Here is a 25,854-nt window from a genome sequence, read left to right on the forward strand (position 1 = left end):
TTTTGAAAAATAAAAATTTGTTATTAAGCAAACTTATTGCGTCTAGAAAATATTTTTTTATTATGGATTCCAAGTTCTCAGGGCAGGCCCATTCTTTGGATGTGGATTGGATTGAGTCTGTTTATGAAAGATTTTTAAATCACGAATCTCTAGACCCTTCTTGGAAGCATTTTTTTGAAGGATACCAGCTAGGGCAGTTAGACTCCAACTCTTCTTCTTATAACTCCGACATAAGCATAGGTTTGAAAGAGAAAAAAGCACAGTTTCTCTGCATGATCTATCGTTGCTATGGCTATCTTCAAAGTGAAATCTCCCCGCTAGTACCCTCTGAAGAGTCTCCGTTAATTCGGGAAAAACTCTCCAAAATTAACCTTGAAGAGGAAGTTTCTTCCTGTGGACTGTTGCCGCAACCCTTCGTAAAAGCTAAAGAGCTGATCCAGGTATTAAAGAAACACTATTGTCGCGGGTTGTCTGTAGAAACCCTTGCATGTCCTCCAGAAATTCAGGAGTTTGTCTGGAAGCTTATGGAAGGAGAAAAGCCTCATAGAGAGCCTAAAAAGCTGCTGCGTTGCTATAAAGACTTATGTAAGGCAGTGTTTTTTGAGGAGTTTTTGCAGGTAAAGTTCACAGGACAAAAGAGATTCTCCTTAGAAGGAGGCGAGGCTCTTATTGCAATGTTAGAGCATATGAGGGAATTCGGGGTTTCTATTGGAATTGAGAACTATGTTTTAGGGATGGCACATCGTGGGAGACTAAACGTTTTAACAAACGTGCTTTCTAAGCCTTATCGCTATGTGTTTATGGAGTTTGAAGATGATCCCGAAGCTCGCGGTTTAGACGCTGTTGGGGATGTAAAGTATCATAAGGGATATGTCTCTACAACGCATCTTCGCGATGGTAGAGAGATCACGTTGGTGTTGCTCCCCAACCCCAGCCACTTGGAAACTGTAGATCCTGTAGTGGAGGGGGTTGTTGCAGCTATGCAGCATCAGGGGAAATTTGGAGAAGAGAAGAAAACCTTGGCAGTGCTGATTCATGGAGATGCGGCATTTTCAGGACAGGGAGTAGTCTATGAAACTTTTCAGTTAAGCCAGATTCCAGGATACTCCACAGAGGGAACTTTACATATTGTTATCAATAATCATATTGGTTTTACAGCGCATTCTCGTGAGTCTCGATCTACTCCATATTGCACAGACATTGCCAAGATGCTCGGAATCCCTGTGTTCAGAGTGAACGGAGAAGATGTCCTTGCGTGCTTGGAAGCTATGGAGCATGCTCTAAAGGTAAGAGAGCGTTTCGGCTGCGATGTGATTATAGATTTTTGTTGTTATCGCAAGTATGGTCATAATGAAAGTGACGACCCTTCGGTCACAGCTCCAAAACTCTATGATCAGATCAAAACAAAAGCTTCGGTACAAAAACTATTTAAGGAGTTTTTACAGACTCATGTACCACAGATATCGGAGAAAGATCTTCTCCTTATAGAAAATGAAGTCTATGACCTTCTCAATCGTGAATATCAAACCTTGAAGGAAAAGAATATAGAGTGTTTCCCTCAGAAGGAGTGCCTCCATTGCAATCGCTTGCAGGGAGGGGAGCTGATATTTCATGATTTAGATGTTTCCCTAAGCTTAGAGACTTTAGAAAATCTCGGAGCACGTTTGTGTCGTATTCCTGAGCACTTCTCTCCCCATCCTAAGGTGAAGGCACTTTTGGATAAGAGAATGAAAATGGTTTTAGGAGATATTGGCTGTGATTGGGCAATGGCAGAAGAGCTTGCTTTTGCCTCTTTATTAGTCGAAGGCTTTTCTCTTCGGTTGTCAGGACAAGATTCAATTCGCGGAACGTTTAGCCAGAGACATCTCCTCTGGAGCGATATTGTTACTGGAGATACCCATTCTCCCTTGTATCATTTATCTTCAACACAAGGTGCTGTGGAGATCTATAATTCTCCCTTATCAGAATATGCCGTTTTAGGATTTGAGTATGGCTATGCTCAACAGGCAATGAAAACTTTAGTCGCTTGGGAAGCTCAGTTCGGGGATTTTGCCAACGGAGCACAAATTATTTTTGATCAATATATCTCCTCAGGAGTGCAAAAGTGGGACTTCCATTCTGATGTGGTCATGCTTCTTCCTCATGGCTATGAAGGGCAGGGACCTGAACACTCTTCAGCACGTATAGAAAGATATTTGCAGCTTGCAGCAAATTGGAACTTCGAAGTTGTCTTACCTTCTACACCTTTGCAGTACTTTCGAATTTTGCGGGAGCACACTCTTAGAGATCTTTCCCTACCTTTAGTTGTATTTACGCCAAAAATGCTTTTAAGACATTCACAGTGTACAAATTTCTTAAAAGAATTTACCCTCCCAGGAGGGTTTAGATCAATTCTTGAGGATGACACTCCCAATTATGACGCAGAGATCCTTGTCATGTGCACGGGAAAGATTTACTATGATTATAAAGAGGCTCTCCCTGAAGAGCGTCATGGGGATTTTGCTTGTTTAAGAATAGAGAGTTTGTATCCTTTAGATTTTGATGGGCTTGTGAAGCTTTTAGATCGCTATTCTAAGGTTAAGCATTACGTTTGGCTTCAGGAGGAACCTCAAAATATGGGAGCTTATGAGTATATGTTCATGGCTTTGAAAGATATTCTTCCGGGGAAAATGTTGTGCATATCTAGAGCACGAAGTAGCTCTACAGCGTCAGGGTCTGCACGTCTTAGTCATAAAGAATTGTTAACATGTATGGAAACATTGTTCTCATTAAGGTAGGGCATGATTACAGAGGTTCGCATTCCAAATATTGCAGAATCAATTAGTGAAGTCACGATCGCATCACTACTGGTCTCTTCGGGAAGCATTATTCAGGAAAACCAAGGTATTCTTGAAATCGAAAGTGATAAACTAAACCAGTTAATTTACGCCCCTATCTCAGGGAAGATTTCCTGGAAAGTCTCTGAAGGAGACGTTGTTGCTGTTGGAGGTCTGGTTGCTACCATAGAGGAGACACAAGAGAGTTCAGAAACTCTCGAGATCCTTGAGCGTGAACCTGTAGAAGCAGAAATTATCCGCTTCCCTTCAGATCAAAAGCCGCCCTATCAGGGGAAACGCTTTGTTCCACTTAAGGAAAAAAAATCTCTAAGAGATACTTCGGAGCGTGGGGAGATCCGAGAGAGGATGTCTTCTATCCGTAAAACGATTTCTCGGCGTCTGGTCTCTTCTCTGCATGAATCTGCTATGTTGACGACTTTCAATGAAATCTACATGACCCCATGTATTCAGCTAAGAAAAGAGAAGCAAGAGCGTTTCATGGAGAAATTCGGCGTAAAGTTAGGCTATATGTCGTTTTTCGTTAAAGCAGTCTTGGAAGGGCTAAAGGCTTATCCTAGATTACATGCTTATATTAGCGGAGAGGAAATTGTTTATCGTCAGTATTACGATATCTGCCTAGCGATTGGGACAGACCGAGGTTTAGTTGCTCCTGTTATCCGTGATTGCCAGCAGCTCTCTAGTGGCGAGATCGAACAAAAACTTGCAGATCTCGCCATAAGAGCTAGAGAAGGGCAGCTTTCCCTTGCAGAACTTGAAGGCGGAGGATTCACAATTACCAATGGGGGAGTCTATGGCTCCTTACTCTCTACGCCTATCCTTAATCCTCCTCAAGTAGGAATCCTAGGGATGCATAAAATAGAAAAACGTCCGGTAGTGCTCGACGGAGAGATTGTGATTGCAGATATGATGTATGTCGCCTTAAGTTATGATCATCGAATTATCGATGGAAAAGAAGCCGTAGGTTTCCTTGTTAAGGTGAAAGAAAGCATAGAACATCCCGAGGCTCTTTTAGAGCTCTAGGAATTTCACTATTCTCTGGGTAGTAATAGCACGGCAGTAACGTTATTGTATTTTCTTCGTATTTGATGTGTTTGGGATGAGTTTTGCCTTACATAGCGCGAAGAGAAAAAAGTCGTATGTTCAGTATAGGTACAGATATCTGCAATTGTAATATTTTGCTCAGGGATTCCTAAGTCTCGAAGTTGCTTATGAGCCAGCGCTCTAAAGTCAATATGTTCTTTTGGTCCCATAAATGCTTGAAAGCTTCTCGGAAAAAGAAGATCATAATCAGGATAAATGCTGTAATTTGGCCCTAATGAAGGCCCAATCGCAACAAGAAGATCCTTGGGGACTGAGTTAAAGGCCTTTTTGAGATTCTTCACTGTAACAGCATAAATATTTCCAACAAGGCCTCGCCAACCACTATGCACGTTCGCAACGACATGATGCTTGCGATCATAAAAAATTGCTGCCTGGCAATCCGAATGGCGAATATGTAGAGAAAGTCCCAGTTCGTTTGTAAAAAGACCATCTCCTGGTTGCTGACGAGGGAAGGTTTTTGTAGCTCGGTAGACTGTGGTTGTATGGCGCTGATGCAAATCACAATAGACTTCTGCCCCTAAGATATCTGCGATCTGTGCATTTGTAGCGGGACATTCTTCTCCTGAGGCGTTAGTTTGTTTAGGGAAAATCCCATGCCTTAAGGGGAGATCTTCAAGCTCTGCAAAGGTATACAAAGGTCCCGGATGTAATATCAACGTCATGGAGGTGCCGCTGTTCTATTTAGGATCTTCCCATACGTTATGCTCTTTTAGAAGTCGAACTAATTCTTCTTCAGCATCACTCATAGGGATATGAGATTTCACACACTTATGTTTTACATAGAGATCGATCATGCCAGGCTTGGATCCTACAAAGCCAAAATCAGCATCCGCCATCTCCCCAGGGCCATTGACGATACAACCCATCACAGCAATTTTTAGCCCTGGGAGATGTTGAGTTCGTGCCCGAATGCGTTTAACGACTTCTGGAAGATCGAATAGTGTCCTTCCACAGCCAGGGCAGGAAATAAACTCGGTTTTTACAAGACGTACCCCAGAGCTTTGTAGTGTTCCAAAGGCAATATTCCTTGCAGCAGATAGGGAAATGTTAGGAAGATCTAAGAGAACAGCCTCTCCCAAACCATCGAGAAGAAGTGCTCCAAGCTCTGTAGCTAGGGATATCGTAGCAATCTCTTCATCTTCCAAATTTTGAGATAAGACCAACATTACAGGAGTGTTTTCACAACGACTATGTTCAAAGAAATCCCTACTTGTATGAATAAAAGGATCGGTGGCATGGAAAAAAACAAAGGGCGCTTGATCTATTTCAGGAGCTTCCCAAAGCGCTATGTTGCTAGAAGAAAGATGTAAAGCTTGTTCTTCATGAAATACAAGGAAGTGCTTGCGTAATGTCTTCAAAATAGGAAGCTCAAAGAGCTCTTCTGGAACAACAACCCCTTCTGGAGCAGTAAAATCTTTAGCCCCAGTTTGTGGATGCACCCCAAGCTCTTGAAGAAGCTCTTCAGAAGAGCTATTTATGAGATGTTTTTCATGAAGCTTTAAAAACACTCCATATATCGCTCCCCATGGGGTCTTTTTTTGGATCTTTTTTGAGGCTGAGACAAAGCTTTCCGAGTCCTTCAGAGCAAAGAGATTTTGCTTATGTGGGAGATTCAGATAAACCTTAGTGTGATTGATAAGCTTCTGGCACACAGGGATTTCTGTTGTGGGGCAACCTGTTAAGGAACAGCGGATAGTATCTCCTAGCCCTTCTGTGAGTAAGGTCCCAATGCCTACTGCAGATTTTATGATCCCATCCATTCCCATGCCTGCTTCAGTTACCCCTAAATGGAGGGGATACCTCCAGCCTCGAAGATCAAGGTCTTTGGCTAGCTGGCGGTAGGCAGCTACCATGACTTTAGGATTGCTAGATTTCATAGAGAACACGACATCGTGATAGTCAAGCTCCTCGCAAATAGCAACGTATTCTAACGCAGAGATAACCATGCCCTCTATAGTATCTCCATACCTTTGCATCACCCTTTCAGAAAGAGAACCGTGATTCACGCCAATACGCATTGCTTTTCCAAGTTTTTTACACTTTTCTACAAGGGGAGAAAACTTATCTCTGAGACGCACAAGGCTCTGAGCATAGCTAGTTTCTGTATATGTTTTGGTTCCAGAAAACATGTTTCTTTTATCGACATAATTCCCTGGGTTAATACGGACCTTGTCTACGAAATCTACAACATGCATAGCAGCCTGAGGGAAGAAATGGATGTCCGCAACTAAAGGGATCCGTAACCCTCGGGAAAGAAGCTGATCTTTGATTTTTTCACAAGCCTGAGCTTCTTTTATCCCTTGAACAGTAACCCTAGCAATCTCACAACCACATTCTGCTAAAGAATAAATTTGCTCTAGAGTCGCTGCAACATCTGCTGTTGGAGTTGTTGTCATTGACTGGATTTTTATGGAGTGCTTACTTCCAACATAGAGATGACCAATTTTGACTGAACATGTAGGACGTCGTACTGGGTGCATAAATGAGGCCTTAACTGTTTCTGAAAAATGAATAGATTTTAGAGCTAAAGAACCTTATGGGTAAAGTTAAAAAGTTTCTTAAAAGATAGTGATTATAACTTTATAAGGTGAAAGAAAGATAAGTCCTTAAGTGGTATCTCAACTGTTAATAAGATAATATAGTAGCATGCATGAGTTGGATTATAAGCGTGCCTTATGTTTTTATGATTTTGTTTCCATTATAGATTGGTAGGAAGGAGGTTCATCTGAAAAAACAGGCTCTGAACATTCTGCTGCTTTAAGAGAGCTTTGTATTTCTTGCTGATCTTCAGGAAACTGAGGTTTTGGTAAAAGAGTCATAACCATCCATTTTTCTTGTGGGGAGCTCTCCTTATCTTCCATAAGACAATTTAGATAGGTAATGCCAAATAGAACCAAAGCAATTGCAAGCCCAATAGCAATTATAGCGCAGTGTTGTGGCAAAATTAAGATATATTGTCCTGAAAGCGTAAGATAGCTGGAAAGAGCTAAAAGAGCACAGATAATTCCAAGAAAGAACTTAACAAGGGTAACAACAGAGCCCTTAGATTGTTTAGGAGAACACGGTAAAAGAACTTCTTGAGGAGAGATAACTTGCACATAAGAAGCACTTAGTATCTGGGAAGAAGAGGGAGATACCATAATAAATTATTTTTTCTGAATAATTTAAAAAAGGTGCGATTTTAAGAGAAGTTGTGTTTTAGAACAAACAGAAAAAACATTAGAGATTCTCTTCCCCGTTCTTTCTTTAATCAAGCTGAGGTCCGTTAATTCCAGTAAGAACAATTATTAAATTATTATTTTTTACTTCGGAAAATTTTTGAGCAGCGCTAACTAGAGACGAACATACAGCTTGTAACCACAACTCTCGGTTTATTCCTTGATTTTCATTTGATAACGGTGCGTAAATTCCAGAAGAAAGTAAAGGAATCTGAACTAGATCTGCTTTTTGCCGTTTAGCCTCGCAGAAACATTGTAAATACGCTTGATAACATTTTTCGTATGCCTCCTCCCAGTTGCTATTGCACAGTCTTGCCTGTGGCCCTAAAAGCTGCGCAAAAAAGTGTGTGGGGCCCTCAGTGAAGATGTGAGCTTGATCACGACCTTCCCATTGGCTGGAGCGACATTCACTCACGCTAAGGTTTGCTGTTGGATTGACCGTATTTATAGAATGCTTTGATTGTTCCCAACACCGATCGCTAACAGCTTTTGTGAAGGCTGCGTTTGTGCCTCCCCCTCCTTGTGTCATACTAGGATTTGCGGCATTTACAAACATTATAGAAGAGTTGGGTACGATGACACGTGGTCTTGTAATATCCCCTTCTGTGTCTATTAAAATGATATCAGATTTGCCGCCAAAGCTTCTCGAAAGCTTCCAGATATTACAACGCTGATTTGAAGTTGCAAGAGTAGCATTTGGAATAACTTCTTTCAGATCTCGTTTCCTATCCCAGTTTTGTCCAAGAAGGACATTATGTTTGGGAAACGTTGTCTGTGGCAAGGGGGTAGGAGAAACTGTTGGTAGAGGTGTAGGAGATGGACTTCTAGATTCAGGAATGGATTTGGGTTCAGGACTACTAGTTCTAGAAGGTTCTGATTTTGTAACGGCACGCTTTTTATGGCAAAGGAGAGCCCCCAAGCATAAAAGAGCGATTCCAGCAGAAGCTCCTGTTAAAATACAGAGTAATGGCTGACACAGAATACATGCAACTATTCCAGAGACAATAGCTATGGAAAGAGCAAGAATTGCAATGATGGTTAATGCAACCTTCTGAATGGTGCTTTGATCTTTACTGGGGACATCGTTCTCATTCGGTTTCTTTATAAAGTTTGATAAACGTTCCCCTCCTGAAAGGAAATTATTTAAAGGTAAACTCGCCATAATTCTTATATTTTTAGTGTATTGATAACTCTTATTTTAAACTTTTACCCTTTTGGGATGTCGTTGCACGCGAGAGACTTGTTTTTAATCAGCTTATAAATGCCAAATACTGCAGTAAATATAGTAGCAATAGTCAGCCCTGTAAGGAAGTAAATTACAGGAATATTAAAGAAAAGCCCTAGAGCTAAACTGACAGCAGTAACAAGAAGTCCATTAAGAATAATCAGGAAAAAAACCACCATATCTATGCGCTTGATAGGGGACATAAAAGAGTCTTCATGTTGTATTTTAAGAAAGATAGGCAAAGGAGTTAATAGAGATGCTGGAATAGTTTGCATAAGGCTTTTGAGTTTTAAAATTAATTGTACAACTACTAACCAGTAGAATTATAACAGTTTATTATTTTTGTGGCTGCGTTCTTTAATTGTATTATAAATTAAGATTTTATTAATTTTTGATAATGTAAAGAAGCTTGGTAAAACTTGCTTTAGGATGGGGCAAAGCTTTTCTATATTTAAAGATATAAATAAGAGGGAGGGCAAGAAGTTATAAGGAAAAAATAACCAGACTATTCTTTATAAGTGTGATTTTGTTAAAATTCTTAACAAAGCTAAAAGGTGAGCTTTACGCAGCCCCCTTTAATATGGCACTGACAAGCTAACCTTTCGTTTTCATCCTCGGAATCTCCTAAGAAGTCTCTTTCAGCTTCTGTAAATTCTGAAAGATTTTCTTTTCCCTCTAGAACTTCTACTACACAAGTGCCACAAACACCTTCAGTGCAAGCAAAAGGAATCCCTGCAGATTCACAAGACTCTGCAATTTGCTCTCCATTTTCTAGATCAAACTCATGTTGTTCGTCTTCTGAGGTAATAATAAGCTTTGCCATAGTAATGACGTATCCCTATGAAAATTCCTAGAAAGGCTCGGAGTAGAGGGATTCGAACCCCCGACCTATTGCTCCCAAAGCAACCGCGCTAACCAGGCTGCGCTATACTCCGATAAGAGGCTTAAAGGAAAACAACGTTAGCACAGAATATATTAGGTGACAAGATCAAAGATTGATCTCTAGGAATGTTTAGGGGTTTTTCTTGAAGATATTCGGATGTGGCAGTATGTAAAAAGAAGAATACTCTCAGGGAGGGCCCTTGTGCCTGAGAAAAAAACTTACTCGTGGCAAATTATTTTAATTCCTCTAGGGATATTGCTTTCTGTCTTGCTCCCCTTGCCTCGTGCGGTCCTTGATTTTTGTGTATGTATTAACTTCGCGTTCTCCCTGCTTACCGTATGTTGGGTTTTTTCTCTACGATCTTCTAGCTCTGCCCAGTGCTTCCCTTCGATGCTTTTATATCTATGCTTGTTGCGTTTAGGATTAAATTTAGCTTCAACACGATGGATTGTTGCTTCAGGTACTGCTTCACCCTTGATCTTTGCTTTGGGAAGTTTTTTTTCTTTAGGGAATATTCTTTCTTCTATACTGGCGTGTTTCATGCTATTTTTTGTGAATTTTTTGGTAATTGCTAGAGGGGCTGAAAGAGTCGCAGAAGTGCGCTCTCGCTTTGTCCTAGATGCTCTTCCCGGAAGGCAGATGTCTTTAGATGCTGATCTTTTGTCGGGAAGGATTTTTCATAGCGAAGTTGAACTAAGAAAGCAAAGGCTCATAGAAGAAAGCGATTTTTTTTCGTCTATGGAGGGAGTATTTCGCTTTGTCAAAGGAGATGCTATTATCAGCTGCGTGCTTTTTCTATTGAATACATTTGCCGCAGTCTATCTCTCCTATGCGTTAAGTTGTGACGTGCAGACCCTTTGGCTAACTGTTTTAGGGGATGCTTTGGTTAGTCAAGTTCCGGCGTTGTTTACTTCTTGTGCTGCAGCAACTTTAATTGGGAAGATAGGTAACAAAGACACTTTGCTAGCTCAGTTCTTAGAGTATTACCATCAAGCTCGTCCACACTTTCGTTTAGTAGCCTTAGGCATATTCTCCCTACTTGCTATAGAAAGTGTCCCTAAACTTCCGATTCTTTTATTAGGGGGAGCTCTGTGGATAGGCTATAAAGAGCATGAGATTTCTTCCGAAGAATCCTTCCTCAAAGAGGGAATGGATTATGTTGAAGTATATTTCCCTGAGTCTCTTTCTATAGGTGAGTTAAGGGATAACTATATTCAGGCTAGAAAAGTTTTGATGCAGGAGCTGGGGGTTCCTTTCCCTTTAGAGTTTCGTGGATGTTCTCATAAAACAGCCTTTCTAAAGCTGTTTGGACAAAGTTTTGAGCTTACAGAAGCTTCTTTTGAAGAAATGCTCTTAATATTGAGGAGGGCGGCATACTTAGGAGTTCATGGTGATTTGGTCCGGCACTATATTGAAGATACCCAGAGACTTTTTGGCTTTGCTATAGAGGAAGTAATTCCTAGAAAACTCTCATATGTCTCTCTTGTTGCTTTAATTCGTTTACTCGTGAAAGAAAGGATTTCTTTAAAGTTATTTCCTCAAATTTTAGAAGCTATCGCGATCCAGCATAGCGATGGGGAACATCTAGATGCTCTAGCTGAAAAAATTAGAAAGTATTTAGGAAAGCAAATCGGAAGAAGTCTTTGGAGAGAAGAAGAAACTCTAAAGGTAATCACGATAGATGTGCATGTAGAGAAGATGATAAGCAACTTATACTCAAAGTCTAAGCCAATCATGCAAGATAAAGTTATAGATCAAGTAAGAACTATTTTAAAGCAGTCTTCCCATAATGAATTTCGTGCTATAGTTACAGGATGTGAAACACGATTTGAAGTAAAAAAAATCCTGGATCCACACTTCCCCGATCTTTTGGTTTTGTCGCAAAGTGAACTTCCCGAAGAGCTCCCAATTATATGCTTAGGCACAGTTTCTGATGAGGTTTTGCTCCCCTGATCTATGTTTAAAACTAAATTCACAAACTTATGTTTTATTTGGATGATTGTTTAAAATAAAAATATTTATTAACATGTTGTAAATAACTGTATAAGATTTTTTTTGTGAAAATAGAACAGTCATCTTACCTTTCCGAACTGTGGAATCTCTATTGGGAGACGCAAGATATACAGTACCGGGATTCCTTAATTGAGTCCTATCTTCATCTTGTGAAGAGTGCTGTCCATCGTTTGATTGTAGGAATGCCTCCGCATATTAAGACGCAGGATCTGTATGCTTCTGGGGTCGAGGGTCTAGTGCGCGCTGTAGAGAGATATAATCCGGAAAGGAGTCGTTTTGAAGGTTTCGCGATCTTTTTAATTAAAGCTGCCATTATTGATGATTTAAGGAAACAGGATTGGGTCCCGCGTAGCGTATATCAAAAGGCGAACAAGTTAACAGAAGCAATGGATACTCTAAGACAATCTTTAGGGAAGGAGCCTACGGATTTGGAGCTGTGTGAGTATTTAAATATCTCTCTTCATGAGCTTTCACAATGGTTTGCTTCTTCTCGCCCTGCTTTGATTATTTCTTTAAATACGGATTGGCCTTCGCATAGCTGTGAAGGAGAGGGCATAGCTCTCGAAGAACGTATTCCTGATGAGAGGGCAGAAACAGGTTATGATGTTGTTGATAAAAAAGAGTTTTGTTCATTTCTAGCTCTTGCTATACAAGGGCTAGAAGAAAAAGAGCGTCAGGTAATGGCACTCTATTATTATGAAGGGCTTGTCCTTAAGGAAATTGGAAAAATCCTTGGAGTGAGCGAATCTCGGGTTTCTCAAATCCATTCTAAAGCTCTAATAAAGCTTCGTGTTGCATTATCTGCTTTTCTTTAAGAGAATTTCTGCACTCGATGTTGTAGCTGTAAGGCGCCTATGAATTAGGAGTGCTATAGCAAAGAGAATTCCCCCTAAAACACAGAGTAGACCATAGAAAATTTCTTTGGTAACCATAGCTAAGATGCTTCCCGTAAGAAATGTCACACTAGCAAGAAGAAACGTGAGAATACGGCAACGTTTTTGTATTACAGGGTTATGCTGAAAGCTAAGGGAGACACTCGTAGAGCAAATAGAAGAATTTAACATAAGAAATCCAAAGAAAATCAAAGTAGAGCCCATGTTATATGAGGAAGATATTATTACAATATAGAATCTTTATAGGGATGAAGGAAGGTCAATCTTGCATATAAGCAGTTCTCCCATTAAGATGAATGCATTCATTTTTTTCGTAGAAGTTTATGCACGCATTTGTACTTTCTTTGAAAGATCGCGGTATTCTTGAAAATTTCTCTGCTGGTTTAGACAGTATAGAGAAACCAGTGTCTGCATATTTAGGATTTGATCCTACAGCAGCCTCCTTGCATATTGGCCATTGGATAGGGATTTGTTTTTTAAAAAGACTGGCACAGTATGGCATGACTCCCATTGCCTTAGTTGGAGGCGCAACGGGGATGGTTGGAGATCCTTCGGGGAAGAATGCTGAAAGGTCTCTTCTTAGTGCTAAAGAAGTCTCTGAAAATAGCCAGAAAATTACGAAGAGCCTTGCTAAGCACCTTCCAGGGGTGACTATACTCAATAATATCGATTGGGTTCAGCATTTTTCTGTGATTGATTTTCTTCGGGATGTAGGAAAGCATTTTCGTCTTGGGCAGATGCTTACTAAAGATGTAGTGAAACAACGCTTAGATTCTGAAGAGGGACTTAGCTACACAGAATTTAGTTATATGCTCTTACAGGCATATGATTTTTACTATTTGTTTAAGAATTATGGAGTTGTCCTTCAGTGCGGGGGCAGTGATCAGTGGGGGAATATTACCTTAGGGATAGAGTTTATCCGTCGGCATAATTTAGGTCAGGCTCATGGTCTGACCTATCCTTTGCTAACGGACAGTCAAGGGAAAAAAATAGGAAAGACAGAGTCAGGGACGATATGGCTAGATCCAGAATTAACCAGTCCGTATGAGCTTTATCAGTACTTTTTGCGTCTTCCTGATAGCGATGTTTTAGTCGTTGCAAGGACATTAACTATGTTGAGTAATGAAGAAATCTTTGCCTTGGATCAGCAATTCCTTTCAGATCCTATAGGTGTAAAGAGGACCGTTGCAGAAAATATTGTCCATGCAATCCATGGAGAGCAAGGCCTTTCTGAAGCACAGCGAGTTACGGAGAGCATTCATCCTGGAGCTTTGATATCTTTAAGTGAACAGAACTTTCAAGAGCTTGTTGCAAATGGCTTTGGAATAAAAATAAAGAAATCTGCAGTTTTAGGAAAACGTTGGATTGATCTTTGTGTTTCTGTAGGTTTTTGTAATTCTAAGGGGGAGGCCCGCCGTCTTATTGAACAGAAAGGTCTATATGTGAATAACTTCACTATAAGAGATAATCAGAGTACTTTGGAAGAATCACAGATATGTTTTAGCCACTATGTTTTATTGGCACAAGGAAAGAAACGAAAGCTTGTTTTATATTTAATTTGAGAGTTTTGGAGGGTACATGGTGAAGCAGACAGATATTGGCTTAATTGGCCTAGCTGTTATGGGGAAAAATCTCGTTTTCAATATGCGAGATCATGGATTTTCTGTATCTATTTACAATCGTACACCAGAAAAAACTCGAAACTGTCTAAAGGAACGTCCTAATGATTCCCAGCTATTGGGATTTGAATCTTTAAAGGAGTTTGTACTTTCTTTAAAAAGACCTAGGAAGGTCATGCTTATGATTCAAGCTGGCGCTCCAGTAGATCAGATGATTCAGTTGTTATTGCCTCTTTTAGAGCCCGGAGATGTGATTATCGATGGAGGAAATAGTTATTTTAAGGATTCCGAGCGTCGCTATCGAGAGCTAAAGCAATCAGGGATTCTTTTTTTAGGTGTGGGGATTTCTGGAGGGGAAGAAGGCGCACGTCACGGACCTTCTATTATGCCTGGAGGAAACCCCGAAGCATGGCCTTTGGTGGCTCCGATCTTCCAGGCAATCGCGGCTAAGGTACAAGGACAGCCATGTTGTGTTTGGGTAGGACAAGGAGGTGCTGGGCATTATGTTAAAGCCGTTCATAATGGGATTGAGTATGGGGATATCCAGCTAATTTGTGAGGCTTATGGTCTGTTGAAAAGTTTCCTGGGGCTTTCTGCAGAAGAGATTTCCGAAATTTTCAAAGAGTGGAATGAACAGGAGCTTGAAAGTTATCTTATCCGCATTACTGCAGAGGTATTAGCATTAAAAAATGAAAATAATATTCCTGTAATTGATACGATTTTAGATACCGCAGGACAAAAAGGAACAGGAAAGTGGGTAGCTATTGATGCTTTAGATATCGGTGTCCCCCTCTCTTTAATTATCGAGTCAGTTTTGGCTAGATTCCTTTCTTCATGGAAAGAGAGTCGAGAACAAGCTTCCCAAGAGTTTCCTGGAGTTCCGTTAATCTTTGAAAAGCCTCGAGATGTTTCGGCCTTTGTGCATGATGTTTTTCATGCCCTCTATGCTTCCAAAATTATCAGTTATGCCCAAGGGTTTATGTTGTTAAGTGAGGCATCTCGGGAGTACTCCTGGGATCTCAATTTAGGAGAACTTGCTTTGCTTTGGCGTGGGGGATGTATTATCCAAAGTGTTTTTTTAGACGCAATTTATAAAGGTTTTTGCCAGGATCCTGAAAACCCCTCATTAATTTTCCAGGAGTTCTTTAAATCTGCCTTAAAAAATGCTGAGGCCGGATGGCGAAGAACTGTAATTGCCGGAATCGGAGTAGGAGTACCTATCCCTTGCTTAGCAGCGGGATTAAGTTTTTATGATGGCTATCGTACAGCGGATTCCTCTGCAGCTCTTGCTCAGGGTCTTAGAGATTACTTCGGATCGCACTTTTATGAGCGCAAGGATCGCCCTCGAGGAGAATTTTATCATACAAACTGGGTTGGAGATAAAACAACAGTACAGGTAAGGTAATAGTGTTAATCTAACTTTAATACTTCTATGAAAGCTGTATTGGGTATAGAGACTTTCCCAAACTCTTTCATGCGTTTTTTCCCTTTCTTTTGCTTTTCCCAGAGCTTGCGTTTTCTTGTGATATCGCCACCATAGCACTTCGCTGTGACATTTTTAGAGAGTGCTCGGATCGTTTCTCTAGCGATAATCTTCTTATTAATAGCAGCTTGAATTGGGATCTTAAAGAGCTGCTGGGGGATGACATCTACAAGCTTCTCACAAATTTTCCTTCCTTGGGCTTCAGCTTTGTCTCGATGTACAAGGCACGAAAAAGCATCTACAGGCTCATCATTGATAAGAATTTCTAATTTAATAATAGGACTCTTGCGATAGTCTCCGAGGCGATAATCAAAAGAACCATATCCCTTAGTTACAGATTTGAGCTTATCATTGAAATCTGAAACAATTTCATTCAAAGGAAGATCATAGGAAAGAACCAAGCGGTGATGATCCAACATCTCTGTTTTGAGACAAACCCCACGCTTTTCCAAACAGAGGTTCATAATACTGCTAAGATACTCTTGAGGTGAGATAATATTGACATGGACCCAAGGCTCTTCAACATGTTCGATATTAGCAGGATCTGGATAGCCTGCAGGGTTGTCGATATGAAGGATCTTACCGTTTTTCATCACAACTTTATAAATGACGCTCGGTGCTGTGGCGATAATATCTAAGTCAAATTCCCGAATGATCCTCTCAAAAATAATCTCAAGATGCAATAGTCCTAAAAATCCACAACGAAACCCAAACCCTAAAGAATGGCTGCTTTCTTGCTCTATAGTAAGAGCGGAATCATTCAGCTGCAACCTCCCTAAAGCATCTTTAAGAGAGTCAAAGTCTGAAGAATCTGTAGGATAGATCCCAGCAAAGACTACAGGAGAAATCTCCTTAAAACCATCTAAAGGTTCTTTGGCAGGATGTTTTTCTGTAGTTACCGTATCACCAATTTTTACATCTTTGACTTTCTTAATATTGGCGATAAAATACCCTACCTGACCAGGACGCAAAGCCCCTTCTATTAAGGTCGCTTCAGGAAGAAAGGCTCCTACTCCTAAAACTTCAAAGGTAGCCTTACGTGACGACATAAACATCACGAGATCGCCCTTTTTTAGCTCTCCGCTGATAATGCGTACATATACCATAATCCCCACGTAAGGGTTATAATGAGAGTCAAAGACAAGAGCTTTTAGTACAGTGTCTTCTGGCTCTTTAGGAGGGGGAATAAGGTTTATAATGGCTTCTAGAATTTCAGAAATTCCTTGTCCTGTTTTCGCGGAACATGCAATAGCATTTGTTGTATCGAGCCCAATATAGTCCTCTATTTGCTGACGGATTCTTTCAGGATCCGCAGCAGGAAGATCTATTTTATTGAGTATAGGAATAATCTCTAAATCACGCTCTAAAGCTAAGTATACATTGGCAAGACTCTGGGCTTGAACTCCTTGAGCAGCATCCACAATAAGCAATGCTCCCTCACATGCAGCAAGAGAACGAGAGACCTCATAGGAAAAGTCCACATGCCCAGGAGTGTCTATTAGATTGAGCTCGTACGTTTCCCCTTGATACTCATAGGTCATCGTGACGGGGTGTGCTTTGATGGTAATACCTCGCTCTCGCTCCAAATCCATGGAATCTAAGAGTTGCTCTCGCATTTCTCTCTGTTCAACGGTACTAGTACTTTCAAGTAGACGATCCGCAATAGTAGATTTCCCGTGATCGATATGAGCAATAATTGAGAAATTGCGAATGTTTTTCACGTTATGCTTTTGATGCATGAGAAGTGGTCTGAACCCAAAACAAGCCCATATTATTAGAAGACAGATTTTTACTTGTCAATCTCTTAAGAAGATCTTTTAATAATTCCTATTTTTAAAATATCTTATTTCTCTAGGACATTCTATTTTTCTTATTGAGATTTTCACTAATAATTAGGCTTGATATTGTTAGTACAATTTTTTACAATTAATGAACAGATCATTTATTTTGAGGATTTTTAGTGAGCGTATCTATTAACATAGCATCGAGCTCTATTTTTAAAAATAATGATTTAAGTAGGAAAAATTCTTGTCTACTACTAGCAAAAATTGCAGTTGTTGTCGCTATTGCCTTAGCTGCTATTCTTGCTGTCGTCTGTCTGATGTCTCCCATTTCTTATATTGTCGGGGGAACATTGGGAATTGCTGCTCTTGCAATTCTAGCTGTTACTCTAGTGCCAGAGATAAAGAGAGCCCCGAAAAACCTTCCCCAAGGCTTCTTAAACGTAGTTAAAAGTACATATCCTGATGTTGTTTATAATTTACTTGTTAAAGAGCACCTTACGCTTTCAGAATTCAGAGCAGTTCTGAATATTTTAGAGAACACTAAGAAAAGTGGGGATTTAGAGAGTCTTCTATCTGGTCTTCCTGAAAGACTTGCGCGAAAAATATTAAGATTTGGAGTGAAAAATCTTGAGCAGGGAGTTCAGGGAGTTGAACTCCAACCCTTAGAGCCTTTTTTAAGAAAACACTGCCCCTTTTATATGTTAAAAACTCTGATCAATATGGGGGATGAAAATATATTAAGATCTCGTGGTTGCGATGTCAAATACCGAGGCTGTTATTGGTTAGGAGCTGCAGCTTTATGCGGTGGAGATAATTTGCTCGGGTTATTTGATTTAAGAGTTCCCAATATAATGAAACTCTTGGACAAGAAGGATTTTGATGTTTTAAAGCAACATGCAAGCTCTTCAGTCTCTCTTTCCTGGAACAGTCAAGATAAAAATGTTCAAGAAATTATAAGCAAGTTAGCAGATAAATGTAAGGGCGTGCAGCTACAAGTCACATCCAAAAATGCCTCACAAGGAGTGCAGTGTTTGCCTTTGGATAAAGAGGACATTGGTAAAGTATTACATCGTTTATGTTGGGTCGGATATTCTTGGGAGCAATTACAATTAGTTGTAGATATGGATAAATTCGGCTATTGGCCGTGGTTTTGTTTTTTTGATGGCTTGGGACGCATGGGTAAAAATCTATGCTTTGTTGTAGGTTTATTATGCATGGAAGGCATTCTAGATGAAACATCCGCAGCATGTAGCCCTGAAGTCTTGCTTATGACATTAGATGAAATAAAGAAAGCTTATGCTTATGGACAAAGCTCCTCTGGGAGTGGGAAATTTGGGCGACAGACTTCTCAAGTTACGGAAAATATGATAGACTATCTTGCGATGTTTTTATCTCCTTACCTTCGAAAAGCTGTTAAATCTAAAGATATTAGTCAGATTATAGATGATTTTATTCAAAAACTTTCTAATATTGAGTGATTTGACTGTGTTTTATTTCTTGATTTTCTGAATTTAATAGTTTCTTTCAAAGAAAAAAATATTGTGAATTTCTAATTTTTAGAGAACTTCTTATAATTGTATAAGTGTTTAACTTAGATTAAAACATAAGTGAATCCATCATCAGCTATTTCACATTCAACCTTACATACGTTAGAGTCTTTAGATAGGAAGTCCCCTAGAAGCATTAGTGTTATTGTAGCGATTGCTTCTGCAGCGATATTAATTCTTACTGGCTTTATTTTGCTTGTTACCTGTTCTTCTCCTGTTGCCTATGGCTTAGGTGGAATATTTGTATTAGCAGCTGGAGCTATTATCGCAACAGCTTTAATAGCAAAACTTATTTTTGTTAAGCAACCTCAGATTCCCGAGGGCATTTTCAAAGTTATAAAAAATACATATCCGTATACGTTTTATAACTTTGTTGTAGAACAACGTTTAACTATTCAAGAACTTAAAGCAGTCATTGTGGCTTTAAATTCTCGTGTATCCTTAGAGTCCTTGCCGAGTTCTCTATACCAAAAGGTCATCAAATATGGAGAAGAGAAGTTACTTGGCTATGAGCACTTACCAGATCTTGATAGTTTGTTACTAAAGCATTGTCCTATGCACTGGTTGTATCGATTTGTAGATCTCGGTAAGAGTTGCCCTTGGGACGAAACTCACAAGTCTATTTTACAGAAGGCATATAGTATTTTAGGACCTATAGCACGTACTTCTGGCTCCATTTCAGTTTTCAACCCTTTGACTTATGCTATTTGTGCTTCTATGTCACAGCAAGATCTTAGCAGTTTAAAAGAGCTCGCCATGACGGGAAATTGGGATAAGGAGGAGGTAAGAGAAATTCGAGCAAGGCTTTATAATGAAGTTAAGGCTTCTTGGATCGCTAAGGTAGAGAACAATCCTCTATATATTAAGAGGATGTCTCGAGTGTTTGATTGCTCTACGCAAGTAGGTTTTGATCGTTATCTTCTTTTATTTTCTTTGCATAATTTGACTTGGGAGCAGGTAGAATTAATTCGTATGCTAAGTTATGAAGAGTGGCTATGGTTCTGTTCTTTAGAATTTAGTGGGCAAGAAAGGAGAGAATTTTTTCAAATCGCTAGCTTGGGCGGGTTTTTATATAACTATGATGTTTTAGATGACCTCAGTATAGATTATAAGCTGAACTTTGCTTTGCTTTTAAGAGAAGAGATTCAAAATATAGATGCTAAAAGGAAAAAAGAGCCTCAAAAGCAAAGGCAAGCTTTACCAGATGTTTTAGGTAAGCTACTTCCAAGAACATACTCTCTTTTTGCAAAAGCTTATTTAAGCACAGACTTTACCTTGTATAAAGCTATGCAACAAGCAATGCAGCGATTACCAAAATTTGCTTATAGCGAAGTTACTGGGAAAAGAACTCAAAAAATACGAAAATAACTAGCTCGAGTAAGAGAGAGAACGTAAGAAAAAGCCCTGCTTCACATTTGTGAAGCAGGGCTTTCTTTTTATGAAGAAAGTCTTCCTCTTTCTATGTTAAGAAGATGCTTTCTCCATCGCCATGCCTTCGCTTCCATCTGCTGGAGCCTCTTTTATAGCTACAGGAGCAGCTGGGGCTTCTTCCGGAGCTTGAGATTCTTTATCTTTAAGAGCCGCAAGGAAGAGTTTATTAAGTTTTGTCGCAGAGACTAACCAAACTGCAATAATCAAGAATAAGATAATTGCTAAGTGGGGAGTCATTGCTCCAATGCTACCACAGACAACCAAAAGGCCTTGTTGGATAAGCGCACCTCCAGATTTTCCAAAGCGAGCAGCCACAACGTCAATCGCAGCCTTACCCTTAACTTTTTGCTCTTGATCTAAGGGGATATACGCCATTTCTTTTGTCGCATCAAATAGGGCATATTTTGTGGACTTGGAAAGAATGTTTTGGATCGCTCCAACAATAACTGCGAGCATTAAAGGAGTTGTTCCAAACATTGCAACTAAGCCTGAAGCTTTGTCTCGGAAAATAACTAAAGAAAAGAAAACCACGCCTGTAAGCAAGACCATTACTGGAGTGACAAGAGCCCCTGTGAGCCAGCCAAACTTACGGATAACGTTTCCACCAATAAAGACCATTACAAAAACAGAAACTACACCAGTCCAGAAAGAAAAGTTCCCCATGAACTCGCTATAATCATTAGCATTAGGATATTGAAGCTTTAATTGGCTTTTCCAAGTTACTTCAACTAGGTTAATGCACACGCCATAGGAAATTACTAAGAGAGCTAAGAGAAGCATGTAAGGAGACCTTAACAGATACATAAAGCTATCTTTCATGTTCATCTTAGGCTTGGAAGACTTAGCTTTTTTAAGATCTTCAGGATTGTAGAATCTTGGATCAGTGAGAACAAATCTATTCATCCACCAATAGCTCAGCATAATAACTACGCCAGAAACAATAGTCATGCTCATTAAGAGGTAGAGAGAAAGTCCCCATGGATCCACTCCTTCTCCAGCGGATGCTCGGAGTCTGGAGGCCCAAATAATTGCTCGACCAGAGGCTAAAAGAGCTACATTAGCTCCAACTCCGAAAAGAGCATAGAAACGCTTGGCTTCACTAATTTTAGTGATTTCATTAGCAAATCCCCAGAACATGAGAGATAACATTACGCTTCCCCAAAGTTCTGCTAAAACATAAAAGGCCGCAAAAGTCCAGTTTCTGAGGATCGCAACAACCCCGAGTAAACCTTGAGGCAAGATTGACTGCAGACGGTCAGCAAAAACTGTTGGGTGTAGGACATCTCGTAGAGGATAGATTACTGTAGGAAAGAGGGCAAAAAATACAAGGAAGGGAGTGATAATGGTGTAAAATAATGCCTGCTTACTCAATATATTACTAAGTTTTGCATAGATTAACATGAAAACAACAGCACAAGGAACAACAAGCCAAAACTTAATAAAAGGAATCGCTTCTGCACCAGAGCCTGGGGCTGTTACGATAAGAGTATCCTTTGTATCGCGTAGCACAGTATAGTTAAATGCGATACAGAAGAACATAAGGAACATTGGCAAGACCTTCTTCAACTCATGCATATGTATGGGCCATAAGAAGGATCGCAATTTTCCAAAAGGTTTGTTCGCTGTTTGTGTCATATTTACCCTCTGAAATACTTAAATTCTTTGTTTTTATAATTAAAGCAGCTTATTAGTATGCCATATTTTGTTCTCATTGACAAGAGGAATGGGTAGGATAAGAATAGAACACTTGATAGACAGGACTTTTTATCTGTCTATCAAGTTTTTTTTAGACAAAGGATGGAGAAACTTCAAGATTTGGTGAAGTGGTTGATTTTACAGCTTCCACGTAAGCATTCCATAACTCGATACTTACAATCCCATTGCGGATAGAGCGAATAAGCTCTCTTTTTAGGGATGGAAGGGGTTTTTTAGGGCTAAAACGTGCTAATAAATCTTTGTCCCCAACTTGTCTAGCAAGCTCTAGAACTCGTTCAATATCTGTTTTAGTGAAATTAATCAGGTCTCTACGTTTTTTAGATCCTCTAGGAGCTCTTGGTTTCGGGTGAATTACGCGAGGAGAGTCAGAATCTAAAATAAAGGTTCTTAACATTTTTAGTAGCTGGTCCGGAGCTGTTCCTTTCATTTTCTTTAATGTGAAGTGGTGCATGTAACCACCGCTGGGACCCGGAAGATAACGGCATAGATCGTTTTCTTTATTTCCGCAGACTTTTTTAATAGCTTTCCCAATCAATTTTTCTATTTCTTCTTTTGAACTTGTTCGTTCTACGGCCATGAAACCCACCCTATATACTTGCTAGATCTTCGTAAGAATTAATTGATGTTTACATTTTTATAAGAAAGAATGTGCCATATTTTCAATTTAATGTTTAGAAAAATAAAATAAAAGAACCCTTTTAAAGAGAGGCATAGTTTTATGTTGGTTTTTTTTTTTTTTTTTTTTTTTTTTAGTGTTATTGAGACAGTATCCTTTATTTCTTAAGGGCTTTTTAATACATATTCTTTAGTTTTCCAACATATTTTTTTTAAATCTCAAATTATCTTAAAGTGATTTTATTTGTCTTCAGCAGCTTTTTAAGCATGTATTTGAAGCATCTTATATTCATGTCTATATAAATAATGGGATTTTTTTTGATGTTTTTATATCCTTAGATGTTTGTGAATCATGCTAGAACATCCGTTTAGAAATGAGTCGAGGTTTGTATGAATAGAATAAGACGTGTTTTAACAATGATCTCGCAGGTTTTATTGAGCTGTCTTATTAGTTGTGTTGCTTCTGGATGTTCTTTTTCTTTGAAGCAAGAACAAGAGAACAAGCCTTATGTTTTATCTATGAATAGAATGATCCATGATTGTGTTTCTCGTATCATTGGAGATAAGCTACATGCGATAGTATTAATAGATGGATCCTTAGACCCCCATGCTTATGAAATGGTTAAAGGTGATGAGGATAAAATGGCTTTAAGCTCATTAATTTTTTGTAATGGCTTGGGTTTAGAACACTCCTTAAGTTTAAGAAAGCATTTAGAGGGGAATCCTAAAGTTGTAAATATTAGTGCTCTTTTAGTGGAGAAAGGAGTGTTTACGCCTTTAGAAGAGGATGGAATTTATGATCCCCATATTTGGATGGATTTAGGACTATGGATTGAAGGCGTGCAGGAAATTTCTAGAAAACTTGTGATGCACTTTCCAGACTGGGAGAAAGAAATCATAGAAAATACCCATAAGCTTGTTCAGGAGATGCAGGAGCTAGACGTTTGGGCGGAGAAGTGTTTGCAATCTATTCCAGAAGATCGAAGATATTTGGTTTCTGGCCATAATGCATTTAGTTATTTTACAAAAAGATATCTTGCAACTCCTGAAGAGGGGATTTCTGGGGCTTGGAAAGAGCGTTGTATTTCTCCTGAGGGGTTATCTCCTGAAGCGCAAATTAGCATTCGTGACATTATGCTTGTGGTAGATTACATACATAAGCATGGGGTAGAAGTTGTTTTTCCTGAAGATACTTTAAATCAAGATGCTCTTAAAAAAATTGTTTCATGCTTAGGAAAGGGCCATACTGTGCGTTTAGCTAAAGGGGCTTTATACAGTGATAATGTAGATACAGATTATTTTACGACGTTTAAACATAATGTGAGTCTGATTACCAAAGAGCTCGGAGGAATAATTTTTGAATAAGCAAGATAGAATATTTTGGTCTGTACATGATCTATGCGTGAATTATGAAAATATCGATGTTCTTTGTCACGTCTCTTTTTCTTTGAAAGGAGGATCCTTAACTGCGATTTTGGGACCTAATGGAGCTGGGAAGAGTACCTTGCTAAAGGCTTCTCTGGGTTTAATCCGGCCTTCTTTTGGCTCTGTACGTTTTTTTGATAAAAAATTTTCTAAAGTACGTCAACGAATTGCATACATGCCGCAAAGAGCGAGTGTAGATTGGGAATTCCCTATGACAGTATTAGATCTTGTTTTGATGGGATGTTATGGCTACAAAGGTATGTGGGGAAGGATCACAGCAGATGATCGTAGAGAGGCTATGGAGATCTTAGAAAAGGTCGGGTTGCATACGTTTGCTGATCGTCAAATTGGGAAACTTTCTGGAGGACAGCAACAGAGAGCTTTTTTAGCTAGGGCGTTGATGCAAAAAGCAGATCTTTATCTTATGGATGAGTTATTTGCTGCTATTGATATGGCATCTTTTGAAACCGCCGTGAATATTTTAAAAGAGCTAAGAGATCAGGGGAAGACTGTTGTTGTTGTCCATCATGATCTTAGTCATATCCGTCAGCTTTTTGATCATGTGATTTTATTGAACAAGCGTTTAGTGTGTTGGGGCCCTACGCAGGAGTGTTTAAATAGTAAAACGATTTTTCAAGCTTATGGTTGTGAACTTGACTTGTTAGAGCACTCCTTAAAGCTATCTAGAGATAAGCATTTAGGAGCTTATTAGAATGCCAACATGTATTTTTTCTAATGCGATTTTTTTATCTAGCTTTATTGCTGTCGTTTGGATTTGTATGACGACGGCTTTATGGGGAGGGATTCTTTTAGTCAACCGCCAGCTTCTTTTAAGTGAGAGTCTATCTCATGCTTCTTATCCAGGGCTACTCTTTGGTGCCCTACTTTCTCAGTGGGCTTCGAGCTTTTTTAATAGCACCTTAGTCATTATTATTTGCGGTTGTCTTGCTGCAATTTTAGGCTATAGTACGATTTTTTTTTTAGAGAAAACCCTAAGAATGCATAAAGATGCTGCTTTATGTTTTGTTCTTGTGGTGTTTTTCGCTATTGGAGTCATTTTGGCAAGCTATGTCAAAGATAGCAGTCCAATTTTGTATAATCGTATAAATGCATATTTATATGGGCAGGCAGCTACTTTAGGATTCACTGAGGCTATAGTTGCTATATTTGTATTTTTTCTGTCCTTGGGGACTCTTTGGTGGTTTTATCATCAGGTGATCGTGACCATTTTTGATAAGGATTATGCTAAGACTTGTGGATTAAATACATTTTTAGCTGATGTTGTAATTTTAATATTTGTAGCTTTGGTAATTGTTAGTGGAGTACGTAGTGTAGGGATTGTTTTGATCTCAGCGATGTTTGTCGGACCCTCTTTAGCAGCACGTCAGCTTTCAGATCGGTTAAGCTCGATTCTTATGCTCTCTACTTGTTTTGGCGGAGTATGTGGTGCAGTAGGATGTTATGTTTCTGTAGCAATGACATGTTCGACAACTATAGGACAAAAGTACTTAGAAGTTACCTTGCCTACGGGGCCTCTTGTAGTGATTTGTGCTGGGGGAATTGCGTGTTTGGCGTTTTTATTTTCTCCAAAATCTGGTTGGGTAGTGCGTTCCTTTCGAAAGATCCGCTTTCGCTTTCTTAAGCATCAAGAACATCTTTTGAAAGTTTTTTGGTATTTATTTGAAGATGGTCATGAGAATATTGGGGAGGGAGATTTCGTCTGTTGTTATAAGTATCAAGAGTATTTTGGGCCAAAGCCCTTTCCTAAATGGAGAATATGGCTATTACAAGTTCAGAAGCTTGTGGAATATAAGAACTACCGCTATCAGCTTACAGAAAAAGGGAAGTTTACTGCGGCAAAGTTAGTTAGGGCCCATAGATTATGGGAATCCTATCTTGTGCATTCCTTAGATTTTAATGAAACACAAGTACATAATTTTGCTGAAGAAGTTGAGCATGTCCTGACAGATGAGTTAGATAGTGAACTTACAGAGAGATTGCGAGATCCTAGTTACGATCCTCATAATCAGATAATTCCTGAATTTAAAAGGGAGAAGGAGTAGC

21 protein-coding genes and 1 tRNA gene are annotated in these 25,854 nt (G+C 39.4%); 11 read left to right on the plus strand and 11 right to left on the minus strand.

Annotation, left to right across the window (positions count from 1 at the left end):
- The first annotated feature begins 62 nt into the window (after window positions 1-62).
- Both G5S_RS03370 and G5S_RS03375 read left to right on the plus strand, forming a co-directional pair.
- Entirely contained in the window at window positions 63-2,777 is a 2,715-nt protein-coding gene (locus G5S_RS03370) for a 2-oxoglutarate dehydrogenase E1 component (RefSeq protein WP_041467025.1), read from the plus strand.
- A gap of 3 nt (window positions 2,778-2,780) precedes the next feature.
- Window positions 2,781-3,857 carry a 2-oxo acid dehydrogenase subunit E2 gene (locus G5S_RS03375; RefSeq protein ID WP_013712788.1) on the plus strand — a complete coding sequence of 359 codons (1,077 nt, stop codon included), beginning with the start codon at window positions 2,781-2,783 and terminating at the stop codon, window positions 3,855-3,857.
- A gap of 8 nt (window positions 3,858-3,865) precedes the next feature.
- Here the strand turns inward: G5S_RS03375 and pgeF are convergent, their stop codons facing one another.
- From pgeF to G5S_RS03410, 7 genes are all read right to left on the minus strand, one after another.
- On the minus strand, window positions 3,866-4,600 hold the full coding sequence (gene pgeF, locus G5S_RS03380) for a peptidoglycan editing factor PgeF (RefSeq protein WP_013712789.1): 735 nt from the start codon (window positions 4,598-4,600) through the stop codon (window positions 3,866-3,868).
- Window positions 4,601-4,615: 15 nt separating this feature from the next.
- Entirely contained in the window at window positions 4,616-6,418 is a 1,803-nt protein-coding gene (locus tag G5S_RS03385; RefSeq protein WP_013712790.1) for a 4-hydroxy-3-methylbut-2-en-1-yl diphosphate synthase, read from the minus strand.
- A 201-nt stretch (window positions 6,419-6,619) separates the two neighbouring features.
- Complete coding sequence (locus G5S_RS03390) at window positions 6,620-7,078, minus strand: hypothetical protein (RefSeq protein WP_013712791.1); 459 nt, start codon at window positions 7,076-7,078, stop codon at window positions 6,620-6,622.
- A gap of 106 nt (window positions 7,079-7,184) precedes the next feature.
- Window positions 7,185-8,318 (minus strand): macro domain-containing protein, encoded by a 1,134-nt coding sequence (locus G5S_RS04920; RefSeq protein ID WP_013712792.1) that lies wholly within the window; start codon window positions 8,316-8,318, stop codon window positions 7,185-7,187.
- Between the two features lie 44 nt (window positions 8,319-8,362).
- A complete protein-coding gene (locus G5S_RS03400; protein ID WP_013712793.1) occupies window positions 8,363-8,656 on the minus strand; it encodes a hypothetical protein in 294 nt (97 codons plus the stop codon).
- A 272-nt stretch (window positions 8,657-8,928) separates the two neighbouring features.
- Window positions 8,929-9,204 (minus strand): 2Fe-2S iron-sulfur cluster-binding protein, encoded by a 276-nt coding sequence (locus tag G5S_RS03405; protein WP_013712795.1) that lies wholly within the window; start codon window positions 9,202-9,204, stop codon window positions 8,929-8,931.
- A 37-nt stretch (window positions 9,205-9,241) separates the two neighbouring features.
- Window positions 9,242-9,316 (minus strand) — tRNA-Pro (locus G5S_RS03410).
- 104 nt (window positions 9,317-9,420) lie between these two features.
- On the opposite strand from G5S_RS03410, the gene G5S_RS03415 reads away from it, so the two are divergent.
- Together G5S_RS03415 and G5S_RS03420 are read left to right on the plus strand one after the other, a co-directional pair.
- Window positions 9,421-11,217 carry an FHIPEP family type III secretion protein gene (locus G5S_RS03415; protein WP_013712796.1) on the plus strand — a complete coding sequence of 599 codons (1,797 nt, stop codon included), beginning with the start codon at window positions 9,421-9,423 and terminating at the stop codon, window positions 11,215-11,217.
- 104 nt (window positions 11,218-11,321) lie between these two features.
- Window positions 11,322-12,092, plus strand: coding sequence for a FliA/WhiG family RNA polymerase sigma factor (locus G5S_RS03420; protein WP_013712798.1), 771 nt, complete (start codon window positions 11,322-11,324; stop codon window positions 12,090-12,092).
- Here the strand turns inward: G5S_RS03420 and G5S_RS03425 are convergent.
- Window positions 12,075-12,341 (minus strand): hypothetical protein, encoded by a 267-nt coding sequence (locus G5S_RS03425; RefSeq protein WP_155244067.1) that lies wholly within the window; start codon window positions 12,339-12,341, stop codon window positions 12,075-12,077. The two genes, G5S_RS03420 and G5S_RS03425, sit on opposite strands and share 18 nt — an antisense overlap.
- Before the next feature lie 152 nt (window positions 12,342-12,493).
- Here G5S_RS03425 and tyrS point away from each other — a divergent pair, with 152 nt between their 5' ends.
- Both tyrS and gnd read left to right on the plus strand, forming a co-directional pair.
- A complete protein-coding gene (gene tyrS, locus G5S_RS03430) occupies window positions 12,494-13,732 on the plus strand; it encodes a tyrosine--tRNA ligase (RefSeq protein ID WP_013712800.1) in 1,239 nt (412 codons plus the stop codon).
- 16 nt (window positions 13,733-13,748) lie between these two features.
- Window positions 13,749-15,194, plus strand: a complete 1,446-nt coding sequence (gene gnd, locus G5S_RS03435; RefSeq protein WP_041467026.1) for a decarboxylating NADP(+)-dependent phosphogluconate dehydrogenase — start codon at window positions 13,749-13,751, stop codon at window positions 15,192-15,194.
- Between the two features lie 5 nt (window positions 15,195-15,199).
- Here gnd and lepA read toward each other — a convergent pair whose 3' ends face one another.
- Window positions 15,200-17,011: a translation elongation factor 4 gene (gene lepA, locus G5S_RS03440; RefSeq protein ID WP_013712802.1), complete on the minus strand. Its 1,812-nt coding sequence runs from the start codon at window positions 17,009-17,011 to the stop codon at window positions 15,200-15,202.
- Window positions 17,012-17,232: 221 nt separating this feature from the next.
- Between lepA and G5S_RS03445 the strand changes: the two genes are divergently transcribed.
- Window positions 17,233-18,534 carry a DUF1389 domain-containing protein gene (locus G5S_RS03445; protein WP_013712804.1) on the plus strand — a complete coding sequence of 434 codons (1,302 nt, stop codon included), beginning with the start codon at window positions 17,233-17,235 and terminating at the stop codon, window positions 18,532-18,534.
- Between the two features lie 129 nt (window positions 18,535-18,663).
- The gene (locus G5S_RS03450; RefSeq protein WP_013712806.1) at window positions 18,664-19,971 is read left to right on the plus strand and encodes a DUF1389 domain-containing protein; all 1,308 of its coding nucleotides are present in this window, start codon (window positions 18,664-18,666) and stop codon (window positions 19,969-19,971) included.
- A gap of 96 nt (window positions 19,972-20,067) precedes the next feature.
- On the opposite strand, the gene npt1 is transcribed toward G5S_RS03450, so the two are convergent.
- Both npt1 and ddbA read right to left on the minus strand, forming a co-directional pair.
- Window positions 20,068-21,669, minus strand: coding sequence for an NTP/NDP exchange transporter Npt1 (gene npt1 / locus G5S_RS03455; protein ID WP_013712807.1), 1,602 nt, complete (start codon window positions 21,667-21,669; stop codon window positions 20,068-20,070).
- A 151-nt stretch (window positions 21,670-21,820) separates the two neighbouring features.
- Complete coding sequence (gene ddbA, locus G5S_RS03460) at window positions 21,821-22,327, minus strand: DNA binding protein DdbA (protein WP_013712808.1); 507 nt, start codon at window positions 22,325-22,327, stop codon at window positions 21,821-21,823.
- Window positions 22,328-22,755: 428 nt separating this feature from the next.
- On the opposite strand from ddbA, the gene G5S_RS03465 reads away from it, so the two are divergent.
- From G5S_RS03465 to G5S_RS03475, 3 genes are read left to right on the plus strand one after another with little or no spacing between them, the layout of a single operon-like run.
- Window positions 22,756-23,730, plus strand: a complete 975-nt coding sequence (locus G5S_RS03465; RefSeq protein ID WP_013712809.1) for a metal ABC transporter solute-binding protein, Zn/Mn family — start codon at window positions 22,756-22,758, stop codon at window positions 23,728-23,730.
- Complete coding sequence (locus tag G5S_RS03470; protein WP_013712810.1) at window positions 23,723-24,502, plus strand: metal ABC transporter ATP-binding protein; 780 nt, start codon at window positions 23,723-23,725, stop codon at window positions 24,500-24,502. Before G5S_RS03465 ends, G5S_RS03470 begins: the two co-directional genes overlap by 8 nt.
- A gap of 1 nt (window position 24,503) precedes the next feature.
- Window positions 24,504-25,853, plus strand: a complete 1,350-nt coding sequence (locus G5S_RS03475) for a metal ABC transporter permease (protein WP_013712811.1) — start codon at window positions 24,504-24,506, stop codon at window positions 25,851-25,853.
- Window position 25,854 lies beyond the last annotated feature (1 nt).

The sequence above is a fragment of the Chlamydia pecorum E58 genome, from assembly GCF_000204135.1.
In the GTDB taxonomy this organism is placed as follows: Bacteria; Chlamydiota; Chlamydiia; order Chlamydiales; family Chlamydiaceae; genus Chlamydia; species Chlamydia pecorum.

What these genes read in the sequence shown, in the direction of transcription:
- G5S_RS03370 (WP_041467025.1), top strand. Translation starts at nt 63, where the DNA reads ATGGATTCCAAGTTCTCAGGGCAGGCCCATTCTTTGGATGTGGATTGG.
- G5S_RS03465 (WP_013712809.1), top strand. Translation starts at nt 22,756, where the DNA reads ATGAATAGAATAAGACGTGTTTTAACAATGATCTCGCAGGTTTTATTG.
- G5S_RS03405 (WP_013712795.1), bottom strand. Translation starts at nt 9,204, where the DNA reads ATGGCAAAGCTTATTATTACCTCAGAAGACGAACAACATGAGTTTGAT.
- gnd (WP_041467026.1), top strand. Translation starts at nt 13,749, where the DNA reads ATGGTGAAGCAGACAGATATTGGCTTAATTGGCCTAGCTGTTATGGGG.
- npt1 (WP_013712807.1), bottom strand. Translation starts at nt 21,669, where the DNA reads ATGACACAAACAGCGAACAAACCTTTTGGAAAATTGCGATCCTTCTTA.
- G5S_RS03415 (WP_013712796.1), top strand. Translation starts at nt 9,421, where the DNA reads ATGTGGCAGTATGTAAAAAGAAGAATACTCTCAGGGAGGGCCCTTGTG.
- pgeF (WP_013712789.1), bottom strand. Translation starts at nt 4,600, where the DNA reads ATGACGTTGATATTACATCCGGGACCTTTGTATACCTTTGCAGAGCTT.
- G5S_RS03385 (WP_013712790.1), bottom strand. Translation starts at nt 6,418, where the DNA reads ATGCACCCAGTACGACGTCCTACATGTTCAGTCAAAATTGGTCATCTC.
- G5S_RS03425 (WP_155244067.1), bottom strand. Translation starts at nt 12,341, where the DNA reads ATGTTAAATTCTTCTATTTGCTCTACGAGTGTCTCCCTTAGCTTTCAG.
- lepA (WP_013712802.1), bottom strand. Translation starts at nt 17,011, where the DNA reads ATGCATCAAAAGCATAACGTGAAAAACATTCGCAATTTCTCAATTATT.
- tyrS (WP_013712800.1), top strand. Translation starts at nt 12,494, where the DNA reads ATGCACGCATTTGTACTTTCTTTGAAAGATCGCGGTATTCTTGAAAAT.
- G5S_RS03375 (WP_013712788.1), top strand. Translation starts at nt 2,781, where the DNA reads ATGATTACAGAGGTTCGCATTCCAAATATTGCAGAATCAATTAGTGAA.
- G5S_RS03390 (WP_013712791.1), bottom strand. Translation starts at nt 7,078, where the DNA reads ATGGTATCTCCCTCTTCTTCCCAGATACTAAGTGCTTCTTATGTGCAA.
- G5S_RS04920 (WP_013712792.1), bottom strand. Translation starts at nt 8,318, where the DNA reads ATGGCGAGTTTACCTTTAAATAATTTCCTTTCAGGAGGGGAACGTTTA.
- G5S_RS03475 (WP_013712811.1), top strand. Translation starts at nt 24,504, where the DNA reads ATGCCAACATGTATTTTTTCTAATGCGATTTTTTTATCTAGCTTTATT.
- G5S_RS03400 (WP_013712793.1), bottom strand. Translation starts at nt 8,656, where the DNA reads ATGCAAACTATTCCAGCATCTCTATTAACTCCTTTGCCTATCTTTCTT.
- ddbA (WP_013712808.1), bottom strand. Translation starts at nt 22,327, where the DNA reads ATGGCCGTAGAACGAACAAGTTCAAAAGAAGAAATAGAAAAATTGATT.